This is a genomic window from Ktedonobacterales bacterium (assembly GCA_036557285.1).
Classification (GTDB): domain Bacteria; phylum Chloroflexota; class Ktedonobacteria; order Ktedonobacterales; family DATBGS01; genus DATBHW01.
On the sequence record DATBHW010000046.1, the window covers coordinates 19,748 to 31,852 of the forward strand.

Here is a 12,105-nt window from a genome sequence, read left to right on the forward strand (position 1 = left end):
CTTACCAGTATCTTTTAGAACAAGGAAAGCTGCTGTGGCTGGTCGTCCTGGGGCTTGGGCTTTTCTGACTCCGGCAGGCGTTCAGCTTCGGCCAGCGCCTGGGTGATCTTCTTGAAGTCTTCGACAATGGTTGAGCGCAGGCTGGCTTGATGCAGGCCCGCTGCCGGATGATACATGGCAACGCAGATGCGGCCATTGATTTTTCTGGCGCGCCCATGAATGGAACTGATGCGCTCGCCTGGGAAGAACTTTTGCATGGAAAAGCGCCCCAGGGTGACAATCACTTTGGGATTGATGGCCGCGATCTGGCGGTCAAGATAGGGGGCGCAGGCGGAGATTTCCTCTGGCAAGGGATCGCGGTTTTCGGGCGTGCGACATTTGACCACGTTGGTGATGAAGACATCGGCACGCTTGACGCCAATGCTGGCGAGCAGTTCATCCAGAAACTGTCCCGCTGCGCCGACAAAGGGACGGCCCTGTTTGTCTTCATGGTAGCCGGGGCCTTCGCCAATAAATAGGATGGTGGCGCCGGGATTCCCCTCGCCAGGGACAGCTTTGGTGCGGGTTTTGCAGAGATTGCACCTGGGACAGATGGAGACTTCAGCGGCGATTTGCTCCAATTCTTCCTTGGACATAACTCGCTCCGTTTTGTTTTTGCTCGTTTCAATATCCTCAGTTTCAATATCCTCAAAGCGGATTGTTATGAAGCGTGTATTTCGCCGCTTCAGCCCCGGGATATTGTACTGGAAACATGCTGAAAAGGTCAATTGATGGTGCGCCAGGGAAAAGGGCCAGGAGCCAGGCGCCTGCGCGAGCCAGTCGGCTGGCTTCTCTCAGGCTGCTGGCCCTGGGATTCTCGTCCGTTCTTTAAGAATGCCTCACACAACCGACGGTTGGCCCCACCCCTGCCGCCTGGAAGGACGGCGCTACAACCCCGCCCCTGCTCGTGCGGAGGTTGTGTGAGGCGCCCTTAGCAGCAATGCTACCATAACTCAAGCGGTGTGACAACGCTTGAGGAGGTATTCTGTGGCGCTGCCCCCGATGTGGAAATGGCTACCAGCCGCGCCGGTCTTGAGGGCGTCCGAACCCTGGCCGCTGACCGCCTCCACGAGCGCCGCCCTGGCCGCCAGAACCCGGGTTCATGGGACGGCGCTGGCCGGAGTTATTGGATCGCTGGCCGCCGCCCATCCCGGAGCCAAACCCTGGCGTGGGCGCGCCAAAGCCGCTGCGATTGCCGCCCCGGTCGCCGTAGCCACCGCGATCCCGGTCGCCGCCGCGACTGTAGCCGCCCCGGTCGCCGTAGCCGCCGCGATCCCGGTCGCCGCCGCGACTGTAGCCGCCCCGGTCGCCGCCGCGCCCGCCAAAGCCGCCGCGCCCGCTGCTGGGGGGACGGTCTGCCTCCAGTTCGGCAGGCGATGGAATCTCGCCGCTCAGGGCCGCGCGTCGGGAAAGGTTGATGCGCCCCTGTTGATCGACTTCGATGACCATGACGGTGATCTCATCGCCTACTGAGACGACATCCTCCGGGCGGGCGACGTGATAGTCAGCAAGCTGGCTGATGCGTACCAGCCCTTCTTTGCCAGGGAGGATTTCGACGAACGCGCCAAAATCCACGATGCGGCGCACGACGCCGTTATAGATTTTGCCAATCTCGACTTCTTCGGTCAGCGAGCGCACAGCATCCATCGCCCGGTTCATGTCGTCTTCGTTGACGCAGGAGATATGGACGGTGCCGTCTTCGTCAATGTCGATCTTGGAGCCGGTCTCTTCCTGAATCTTGCGAATGGTCTTGCCGCCTGGACCAATGACCGCGCCGATCTTGTCCGGGTTGATTTTGATCGTCTGGATACGCGGCGCGTAGGGCGAAAGCTCCTGGCGCGGCTCTGGAATGGCATCGAGCATCTTTTCCATAATGAACATGCGGCCTTCGCGCGCCTGGCTGAGAGCCGTTTCCATGATCTGTGACGTGATGCCCTTGACTTTGATGTCCATCTGGAGGGCGGTAACGCCATCAGCGGTGCCCGCGACCTTGAAGTCCATATCGCCCAGGGCGTCTTCCATGCCCTGAATGTCGGTCAGGATGGCAAAGCGTTCAGCGTTTTCGCCGTCTCCGGTGATGAGGCCCATCGCTACGCCAGCGACGGGCGCTTTAATCGGGACGCCTGCGTCCATCAGCGCCAGGGTGCTGCCGCAGACCGACCCCATCGAGGAGGAGCCGTTGGAAGAGAGCGTCTCTGAGACGATGCGGATGGTATAAGGAAACTCATCCTGACCAGGGATCACCGCAGAAACGGCGCGCTCAGCCAATGCGCCATGCCCGATCTCGCGGCGTCCAGGGCCGCGCAAGGGCTTGGTTTCGCCGGTGGAGTAGGGCGGGAAGTTATAGTGGTGCATGAAGCGTTTGCTCTCGTCAGCGCCCAGGCCATCCAAGACCTGCTCATCGCCGGGGGAGCCGAGCGTCACGACGCTGAGAATCTGTGTCTGGCCGCGCGTGAAGAGGCCGGAGCCATGCGGCCTGGGGAGCAGCCCTACTTCGCAGCTAATAGGCCGAATGTCGGTGAGGCCGCGACCATCGGGGCGCAAGCCTTTCTCCAGAATGTTGTTGCGCACGTACTGCTTGAGTTCTTTTTCGTAAAAGCCGCTTATTTCTTTGCCGCGCTCCGGGTATTCTGCGCCCAGCGTGGCGCGCAGTTCGGCTTCCACCGCCGCCAGGGCTTCTTCGCGCGCGTGCTTGTCGGGATTGTTGACGGCGCTCTCGAAGCGTGGGCGAACGAAGGCGGCAACCTTCTCTTGCAGCCCTTTGTCTGGCTGAGCGGCCTCAAAAGCACGCTTGGGCTTTCCGGCGGCCTGCACCAGCTTTTCCTGCATTTTGATGATGTCTTGCAGCGCTTCATGCCCATAGCGCACCGATTGGAGCATCAGTGCTTCGGGCAGTTCCTTCGCGCCAGCTTCTACCATCATTACCGCGTCGGAGGTGCCAGCGATGGCAAGGTCCAGACGGCTGTCGTCCATCTGAGACTCCAGCGGGTTAATGACCAGTTCGTCGTTGACATAGCCAACGCGCACCGCGCCCACCGGGCCGGCGAAGGGAATATCGGAGACGCTCAGCGCGGCGGATGCGCCGACGATGCCGAGCATGTCGGGATCGTTTTCCTGGTCGGCGGAAAGGACGGTAACGACGATCTGGACATCGTTGCGATAGCCCTTGGGGAAGAGCGGGCGCAGCGGGCGATCAGCCAGGCGACAGGCCAGAATGCTGTGTTCGGTGGGGCGGCCTTCGCGCTTGATGAAGCCGCCGGGAATCTTGCCTGCGGCGTAGAGCCGCTCTTCTACATCAACGGTCAGCGGGAAAAAATCGATCCCCTCGCGCGGGGCGTCGCTGGCCGTAGCGGTTGCCAGAATAACGGTATCTCCATAGCGCGCCAGGACCGCGCCATTGGCCTGGCCGGCCACGCGGCCAGTCTCGATGCTCATAACACGACCGCCAATGACGGCCTCAGAACGATGAATCATAGAACCTCCGGGCATCACAGCCCTTTTTCTAACTTACCCCCTGGTGAGGAGTGATGATACAGATGGTGTTGGTTCCCCTGAAAGGGCGTGGTGGATCAGGAAGGAGGGGCTGTGATCTGGGGACAAAGCAGGAGAGGACGATGCCGGTACGTGTTGGTGGGGAGAGGTGGCCCCCCACCCGCCGGGGGTATCGTTCTTTGTATACAGATCATCTCGCTGTTGAAGATGGGCGCCCATTTCTTCTGGTTGGTCGGCTGCCCTCAAGGTGACGACCGGATGATCCTGGTCGCTTGCCATTCCACCCTATCCTTCCGCCGCTGCTTCTGCTGTTCTGCGCTGCGTTTGCTGGTTAGTTTTACTCTGCTGTACTGTATGAGGTTGTACGCGCTGGGGGTAGCTGATAATACTCCGTTCGCCTACACGTCACGTTACTGATGCGCCCGCAGGCGCCTGCGGCGACGGGCGTTTGCCTCGGCATTCTCGCCTGCGGCTCGCGCGCCCGTGCCTGCGCAGGGGATGCTGTTGTACGCTCCGCGCTTCTTTCTTCTTTCTTCTTCGGTGTCGGCCTCCGTCTGGGCCGCTGGCGCCATCCGAGGGATGCGCCTGTCGTATGGTGGGCCGCCCTCCTCATCGGGCCGGTTTCTTCTCTGTTCGCTGCTGCCAGCGTATCGTTGTCGCTGGATGTGTTTTCTCCTGTGGACGGGTTGTGCGCCAGGGTCTCTGAGCGCCGGGCGGATGATGGAGCCAGAACCTGGCTCCAGTCAGCTCACCGCCGGAGTCCGAGGCTGGTAATCAGCGTGCGATAGCGTTCCGGGTCTTTCTTATTGAGATAGGTCAGCAGCCGCCGCCGCTGGCCGATCATCATTGACATGCCACGCCGCGAATGGACATCGTGCTTGTGGGCCTTCAGATGCTCGGTTAAGTCACGAATGCGGCGGGTCAGGATAGCGATCTGCACTTCCGGCGAGCCGGTATCGCCCTCGTGTGTTTGGTATTGAGCGATAATTTCGCTCTTTTCTTCTACAGGCAAGGCCATCTCTGGGGATTCACCTCTTTCGTCATGTATTGCCGCTTCTTTCAAGGTTCAGGCATATAGATGCTTGAGGCAGTATAACATATGGAGCGAGGCCATGACAATAGCAGCAGATGAGCCTGGCAGGCGAGCAAGTGGCACATTCATTGCAGCGTATCCCCCTGTCCTGGCGCAGCCAGGATAGAGTGGCTCAAAGGCGCTCTACAGATGTGGCAATCTCAGAGATCAATCCCATAAGAGAAGGAGAACAGAGGGTTATGGCGAATGGTGATAGCCGCAAGCTGCTTGTCAAAAGCCTTGAGGATGTGTATGCCCTGGAGGCGCATCTGGTGCAGATGTTCAGCGACCACGTGAAAGATGCGCAAGATGAGCCGCAGATTCGGCAGAAGATCGAGCAGCATTTGCGCGAGACAGAATTGCACCGTGACCGGATTGAGCAGCGCCTGAATGCGCTGGGTGGGAGCAAGCCGGGCCTCAAGACCACTGTGTCCAGCGTCATAGGTCAGGTGCTTGGTGGAATCGGCGGCTCACGAGCGAGCACGCTGGCGAAGAATGCGCGCGAGGAGTATGCGAGCGAGCATCTGGAGATTGCGGCCTATATCGAACTCATCACGCTCGCGCAGACGCTGGGCGACCAGGATACGGTACGGACAGCGCAGCTCAATTTGCGCGATGAGGTGTCTATGGAGCAGTGGTTGGTTGAACGCTTACCAGAAGCGACACTCAAGAGCTTGCAGCGAGAAGGGGTTCAGGTTCCGGCGGACGCGCTGCCAGCAACCCAGAGCCTTATTGCCAATATGGGGCTGGGAGCCTTTGGCGGCCAACAGCCGCCCTATGAGGCGCCGAGTCCTCAAGCTCCGCCTCCTCCGATCTCGTAGGTTCTGGAGCGATGCGCGCCTGGAGGGGAAAGAGGGGAGGGACATGGGTTTTGCCTCTCCTCCCCTTTTCTCTGCTCCTCATTTCGCTAGAGGACGCTGATGGTTCCATTTGTTGGCCTGGGCAAGAACGGTGGCGATGTCGCCTGAAGATTCGGTATGGCCGCGACTCCAGGAATTGATCTCGGCGCCCAGCAGCAGAATGACGGCGAAGTAATAGAAAAAGAGCAGCAAAATCACGATAAGGCCCGCAATCGCTCCGTAGGTGTTGGAGGGGGCGAAGAAATGGGCATAGAGGGGGAAGACAAGTTCATACGCTGAGAGCAGCAGCGCGGCAACGAGCGCGCCGCCCCAGACATCCTGGGGCCGCACGCGCTGATTCGGGACCACCACGTAGATAAATTCAATTAAAAGAAAGGCGATGATCGTCCCACACAGCCACCCGACCACGTGGCCGATGGTGGTAGGCGAGGCTTGCAAGCCGCCGATGGACCCCAGGAAACGCTGCGGGGCAAATGTGACCAGCACCGAGAGCGGGCCGAGGACGGCAAAGAGGACGGTCATGCCGAGCGCGATGACATTTTGCCGCCAGAAGCTGCGCGAGCGCAGGCGAAAGATGACGCCCAGCGAGTTTTCCAGTTTGACAAAGAGGCGCGATCCGAACCAGAGGCCGGTGATGACGCCAAACGCGGCCAGCGTGAACGACTCGTGGCTGAGCGTGGCGCAGAGGGTAGTAATGGAGGTCGCGCCGCCCTGCTCGCGGTGAGCGCCGGTAATCTGGCCGGGTAAGAAGGAGGCCAGGTTACTGATGATCTGCCCCTCAAACTGCGTGGAGGAGCAGGCCGCTGTAGAATGCTGAAAGATGATGCCCAGCAAGCTGATCGAGAGGATGAGCAGGGGAAAGACCGAAAGCATCAGGTTATAGGAGAGCATTCCGGCCAGGTTAAACATCCAGTCGCGGTTAATTTTGATCCAAAAGCGCCCAAGCTGGCGCAGCATTCCGGCCATCGTCTCTCTCTCCTGCCTGCCTCGTGCTGCCTTTCGCGCGCGGGCAGCGCCATGTAGTTTCCTCTGTAAGTAACACGACGCTCCGATTCCGCAAGATTCAGAAAGAATGATAGAGTGTATTGGTCTACATTGTCGCGTTGCTCCAGGTTGGTGAAGCTATGAAGATTACCGCCATTGAAACACAGACCAGGCGAGCAGACCGGCGCTCGATCTTTATTGACGGCGCGTTTGCGCTGGCGCTGGATGAGACGCTGGCGCTGGAATATGGGGTGTTTGTGGGGCGCGAGGTGAGCCAGGAAGAACTGGACCAGTGGCGCGCCGCCGATCTGTTTCAGCAAACCCTGAACCATGCCTTGAACTTTATCACCTATCGGCCCCGCAGCCGCCAGGAGGTGCGCCGCAATCTTCAGGGGCGGCGCGTGGCGCCGGAGGTGATCGAGCAGACGCTGGCAAAGCTGGAGGAGATGGGGGTGCTGAGCGATCAGCAGTTTGCGGAGTTCTGGGTGGAGAACCGCGAGCAGTTTAATCCGCGCGGCGCTCGCGCGCTCAGCGCGGAACTGCGCCAGAAGGGCGTGGACCGCGAAACAATTGAAGCAACGATAGCCCCGGAGCGCGACGAGGAGCGGGCGCTGGCGGCTGCGCAGAAGAAGCTGCGCAGCCTGATGAACGCTGACTATCAAACCTTCCGCAAGCAGCTGGGCGCGTTTTTGCTGCGGCGCGGCTTCAGCTATGGCGTCTCCGCTGGGGCGGTGCGCCAGCTTTGGGAGCAGCTTCACCAGGAGCGGCCAGCAGAGGAGGATGGGGAGGTGTTTGTGGAGGATGCGCGGCTGGATGAGTAACTATTTTCCGCTGAGTACCCCTTGCGCAAGCACGCTTTTTTGTGTATACTTTGCGCGGTGAGGCTCTGTGATGGAGCCTCAGAAGAATGTGTGTCTCTGATGGCCCAAAGCGCGATGCTTTGCGTGGCCTGAAAGGAGGGTGCGACGATGGATGTTTGCGCATGTGTTTTTGCGAACATGCCCGCATCTGCGCGTTGTGATCGCGGCCACCGTCTCGACTCTCCACCGCAGCCGACTCCCCAGGGCTGCGCGGTGAACGGCTCCTGACGTTAGTTCACGAAAGACACAACCGGCGGGCATGGCTCCGCCGGATTTTTGTTTCCCTCTGGTGTCATCGGCCAGCGGGACCGCGTGTGTCTTGAAAAGAACAAACGTTTCGCTAAAGGAGCTTTTGCGTTGAACGCTAAACAGACTTTTTCTTCGAGTACGCCAGCATCTTCTTCTCACAACCATACAAACGACGGCCACGCGGGCGGCGCCGCGCCGCCTCTGGCGGAGGGTATGATTATCGAGGGCAGTCGCGGCCTCTATCGCGTGGAGACACCAGAAGGCGCGCTGCTCTGCGTCATTCGTGGCCGTCTGCGCAAGCAACTGGAGTATCCCAGCAGCGCCACCGCCCATAAACGGGTGCAGAAGGCGGTGGTCAAAGAACACGATCCCGTTGCGGTGGGTGATCGCGTGCGCGTGCTGCCAACGGGCGGCGGCAAGGGAGTGATTGAAGAGGTCGTTGCCCGCGCGGGCGGCTCGTTCGCGCGGGCTGATCCCGATGTCGGCAAGGGCAAGATTCGCTCGGTTGCTGGCCTTGACCAGATGATCGCCGTTTTTGCGGCGCGCCATCCCTCGCCCCATGTGCGTATGCTGGACCGCTTTCTGGCGCTGGCGGAGATGCAGCGGGTGGCTGCCGTGATCTGCATCAACAAGGTGGACCTGGGCATCGAACCCTGGCTGGCGGAGCGCCTGGACGCTTACCGCGCCGCTGGCTATCCGGTGATCTTGACCAGTGTGACGACTGGGGAGGGCGTCGAGGCGCTCCGCTGCGCGCTGGATGGGCGTACTTCGGCGTTTCTGGGGCCATCCGGCGTGGGCAAATCGAGCCTGCTGAATGCTTTGCAGCCGGACCTTGCCAGCCGCGTGAGCGAGGTGAGCGAGGCTACCGGCAAGGGACGCCACACGACAACGGGTACGCGCTTCTATCCACTGGATGGGCCAGCGGGCGGCTATATCGCCGATACGGCGGGCATCCGCGCGCTGGCCCTGGGAGGCGCGGCAGATGGTCGGCTCGATCAGTGCTTTCCTGAGTTCCGGCCCTATCTTGGTTCGTGCCATCTCTCCGATTGCAGCCACCTGCACGAACCCCATTGCGCTGTGCGCGCGGCGGTGGCGGCCCACGCGATTGACAGCGGGCGCTACGAGAGCTATTGCCGCCTCTATGGCGGTGAGCGCGATATAGCGATGGGGGATTGGATAGATGGCTAAAGAACGGCTGCAAATGAAGCTGTGCCTGACAGAGCAGCGGCTTGAGGGCAAATGGACCTGTCGTCACCTCACCGCAGATGATATACCTGCGCTGGCGAGGCTGATGTTAGACGCCTATCGGGGTACGATTGATGATGAGGGCGAGTCGCTGGATGATGCGCTGGAAGTGGTGCAAGGCACGTTCGCCGGAACGTCTGGCGCGCTGCTGGAAGCTTGCTCATTTGTGATTGAGGAATGGGGCGAGCCGCTGGCCTGTACTCTTGTGACGTGGTGGGACGAGCAGCCGCTGCTGGCGTATGTGATGACCCATCCAACCGCCAAAAATCGGGGGATGGGCCGCTTCCTGATTGAAAAAAGCGTGAATGCCCTGCTTGCTCAGGGCTACCGGAAGGTATCTCTGTTTGTGACCAGGGGCAACCTCCCGGCGCAGCATCTCTATGAAAGGCTGGGTTTTCAGATCATGTCAACACGTGGCTCTGCTGAGGTGAATGGGACACACCTGTTTTATGAAGTGGCTGGCGCGGGGCATCCACTCGTCTTGCTGCACTCTGGCCTGACCAATTGCCAGATGTGGGATGCCCAATGGGAGACCTTCGCGCAAGAGTATCGTGTCATCCGCTACGACCTGCGCGGCTTTGGCAGGTCAGGGGCGGCTTCCGGGTCGTTCTCCCATCGTGAAGACCTCTCTCAATTACTGCGCTTTTTGAGTGTCGAGCGGGCCTACCTGATCGGCTCTTCGATGGGCGGGCAGTTGGCGATTGATTTCGCGCTGGAACATCCAGAGATGGTGGCGGCGCTGATTCCGGTTGGCTCTGGTGTGAACGGCGAAGCGCCATCGGATTTCTTGCTGGAACGCTGGAGGGAGATTGACGCGGCAGCCGAAGGGAAGGATGTTGCGCAGGCTGTCGAGCTTGAACTGCGGCTGTGGGTTGATGGCCCTGGGCGCACGCCTGAGCAAGTGGACCCTGCGGTGCGGGAGCAGGTGCGTCAGATGAATACTCACAACTTCGAGCGTTCCGAACAGGAGCAGGGACAGCCGCAGCCCCTGGAGCCGCCCGCTCTTTCGCGGCTTGGCGAGATTCGCGCGCCCACGCTGGTCCTGGTGGGTGCGTATGATGTGCCAGATAAGCTGGCGTCTGCTGATCTGCTGGCGCGGGGCATCTCAGGAGCAAAGAAGGTTGTGATGTCCGGCGCGGCGCATCTGCCCTCGATGGAGCAGCCTGGGCCATTTAACCGGCTGGCGCTGGAGTTCCTGGGGAGGCTGTAGTTCCTGTAGTTCCTGGGGGAACTGCTGGAGAAGGATAGATACCGTGTCGAGTAAACAAACCTATACGATTGAGAAATTGCTGCAACCGGGGCCGGACACGCTCACCGCGATCCGGCTCCTGGCGCGGGCATGCGAAGCAGAAGACCATGCCCCTGTACGCATAAGCTGGGGCATGCTGCAATCTCGCCCTGGACTGTCGCCGGATTTTTGCTGTTACCTGGATGGCCTGCTGGTGGGGTATCTCTTCATGGATCATTACGATCCCAAAGAGCGTGAAACCGTTATTCTGGCGCATCCGGCCTATCGCCGACGCGGGATCGGCCAGGCGCTGCTCGCGGAGGCGCGCGAAGCATGCCAGCAGACAGGCGTCGAGCGAATAGTGCTTCTCTGCGAGCGGCGGGCTGCTTCAGGGCAAGCCTTTGTTCAGCGCGTCGGAGCGAGCTTTGACTTTGCCGAACACGAGATGGTCCTGGGCGACTACCAGCCGCTCAATGCCCGCGCCTCTCAGATCATCTTGCGTCGCGCCGAATCCGCCGATCTCGACGCGCTGGCTTCTCTACAGGCCAGCAGCTTTGATGAACCTGAAGATCTGGTGCGTCAGCGTCTCATTCGGCACTGGCAAGATCAGGCCAGCAGGCAGTATATCGCCACGCTGGCGGCTGGGCAGGCTGATACAGCAGAGCCTGTGGGTCTGGTCCGTTTGACGGTAGAAGCCGATGAGACGGGCATCTATGGCCTGGGTGTTGCGCCTGCTTACCAGGGACGTGGCTACGGACGCCAGATCGTCGAGGAAGCTATTCGCGCCGCCCGATCCGCTGATCCGCGCCGCGCGATCATGCTGGATGTGGATGTGAGCAACAGCAGAGCTTTCAATCTGTATAGCTCCTGCGGCTTCCAGGTGCGCGCGACATACGACTACTATAGGCTGAACCTAACTGGCGCGTGAAAACGCTCTTGACGCTGACGATAGCAGGTGCTATGGTACGCGACGATTGAGCGCGCCACAAATCGTAGCAGATCGCTCAATGGGGGTGATGCGGGAAGCCCCGCCAGAAGAGTGTGAACAAATCGTTTGCCAACTAGAAGGATGAGCTATGGGGCTATTTAAGGGGTTCAAGGACTTTATCTTGCGTGGCAACCTGGTGGACCTGGCGGTTGGTTTTGTGGTTGGCGCGGCCTTCGCTGGTCTTGTTCAGGCGTTTGTCACCGATTTGATTACACCTCTCATCAGCATTCCCGGCAAGTTTAGCTTTCCTGAATGGGTTTTCACCATCCGAGGCAGTGTTTTTCATATAGGCCATTTCATCAATACCCTGGTTAGCTTCCTCATAATCTCCGCTGTCGTCTTTCTCTTTGTGGTGCGCCCGGTGGCTGCCATTCTCGATGAAGTCAGGAAACACGAGAAGCAAGCTGAGCCGGGTACTCGCGAGTGTCCATTCTGCCTGAACCAGATCTCCCTCAAGGCCACGCGCTGCGGCTTCTGCACGTCTGAGGTTCCTGCGGTCCCAGCGCCAACGGCTGCGCCTGAAAACGAAAAGAAATGATGCGCAAGCGGCGATGAAGGCATAGTGATTGCAGCAGCGCAGATGGGGCAGTTGAAGCGAGGAGAGAAGCGGGCAGACGCGAATACACGGCGGGTCGTAAGACGCTGCGAAGAGAAACGAGGCAGGGAATCCATGAGTACAACGGCGCCCAAGCACTTTGATGCCGATACACAGAACCGGCTGGCCCAGGCAGAGGAGATTCAGATCGAAACGCGGCGGCCTGGGGCTGGAGCTTCGGCCCATCGCACGACCATCTGGGTCGTTAAGGTAGGCGAGGATGTCTCTATACGGTCCATTCATGGGAATGCTGGCCGATGGTATCAAGAAATCAGGGCCAACCCGACCGGGGTGGTGTACATTGATGGACAACGGATACCAGTGCGGGCGGTTCCCGTGACCGATGACACGACCATTGCGCGAATAAGCGATGAATACCGACGGAAGTATGGCAGCGATCCCTTTCTGCCCTCTATGGTGCGCGATGAGATCTTGCCGATGACTCTGCGGTTGGAACCCATCTGACTCTGAGGCAAGCGGTTTAGCGCGGCCA

The 12,105-nt window shown here is 60.0% G+C and carries 11 protein-coding genes; 7 read left to right on the forward strand and 4 right to left on the reverse strand.

The window, feature by feature from the left end:
- Positions 1 to 14: 14 nt before the first annotated feature.
- The 3 genes from VH599_13680 to rpsO form a co-directional block, all read right to left on the reverse strand.
- Entirely contained in the window at positions 15 to 635 is a 621-nt protein-coding gene (locus VH599_13680) for a uracil-DNA glycosylase (protein HEY7349359.1), read from the reverse strand.
- A 418-nt stretch (positions 636 to 1,053) separates the two neighbouring features.
- Positions 1,054 to 3,513 (reverse strand): polyribonucleotide nucleotidyltransferase, encoded by a 2,460-nt coding sequence (locus VH599_13685; GenBank protein HEY7349360.1) that lies wholly within the window; start codon positions 3,511 to 3,513, stop codon positions 1,054 to 1,056.
- A gap of 766 nt (positions 3,514 to 4,279) precedes the next feature.
- Positions 4,280 to 4,549, reverse strand: coding sequence for a 30S ribosomal protein S15 (gene rpsO, locus VH599_13690; GenBank protein HEY7349361.1), 270 nt, complete (start codon positions 4,547 to 4,549; stop codon positions 4,280 to 4,282).
- A 254-nt stretch (positions 4,550 to 4,803) separates the two neighbouring features.
- Between rpsO and VH599_13695 the strand changes: the two genes are divergently transcribed.
- Positions 4,804 to 5,424, forward strand: a complete 621-nt coding sequence (locus tag VH599_13695) for a DUF892 family protein (protein HEY7349362.1) — start codon at positions 4,804 to 4,806, stop codon at positions 5,422 to 5,424.
- Positions 5,425 to 5,502: 78 nt separating this feature from the next.
- Here VH599_13695 and VH599_13700 read toward each other — a convergent pair whose 3' ends face one another.
- Positions 5,503 to 6,429, reverse strand: a complete 927-nt coding sequence (locus tag VH599_13700; GenBank protein ID HEY7349363.1) for a YihY/virulence factor BrkB family protein — start codon at positions 6,427 to 6,429, stop codon at positions 5,503 to 5,505.
- A 119-nt stretch (positions 6,430 to 6,548) separates the two neighbouring features.
- On the opposite strand from VH599_13700, the gene VH599_13705 reads away from it, so the two are divergent.
- From VH599_13705 to VH599_13730, 6 genes are all read left to right on the forward strand, one after another.
- Entirely contained in the window at positions 6,549 to 7,268 is a 720-nt protein-coding gene (locus VH599_13705) for a RecX family transcriptional regulator (GenBank protein ID HEY7349364.1), read from the forward strand.
- A 396-nt stretch (positions 7,269 to 7,664) separates the two neighbouring features.
- Positions 7,665 to 8,744, forward strand: coding sequence for a ribosome small subunit-dependent GTPase A (gene rsgA / locus VH599_13710; GenBank protein HEY7349365.1), 1,080 nt, complete (start codon positions 7,665 to 7,667; stop codon positions 8,742 to 8,744).
- Positions 8,737 to 10,011: an alpha/beta fold hydrolase gene (locus VH599_13715; protein HEY7349366.1), complete on the forward strand. Its 1,275-nt coding sequence runs from the start codon at positions 8,737 to 8,739 to the stop codon at positions 10,009 to 10,011. Before rsgA ends, VH599_13715 begins: the two co-directional genes overlap by 8 nt.
- A 43-nt stretch (positions 10,012 to 10,054) precedes the next feature.
- Positions 10,055 to 10,957: a GNAT family N-acetyltransferase gene (locus VH599_13720; GenBank protein HEY7349367.1), complete on the forward strand. Its 903-nt coding sequence runs from the start codon at positions 10,055 to 10,057 to the stop codon at positions 10,955 to 10,957.
- A gap of 148 nt (positions 10,958 to 11,105) precedes the next feature.
- On the forward strand, positions 11,106 to 11,555 hold the full coding sequence (gene mscL / locus VH599_13725; GenBank protein HEY7349368.1) for a large conductance mechanosensitive channel protein MscL: 450 nt from the start codon (positions 11,106 to 11,108) through the stop codon (positions 11,553 to 11,555).
- Positions 11,556 to 11,687: 132 nt separating this feature from the next.
- The gene (locus tag VH599_13730) at positions 11,688 to 12,077 is read left to right on the forward strand and encodes a nitroreductase/quinone reductase family protein (protein HEY7349369.1); all 390 of its coding nucleotides are present in this window, start codon (positions 11,688 to 11,690) and stop codon (positions 12,075 to 12,077) included.
- Positions 12,078 to 12,105 lie beyond the last annotated feature (28 nt).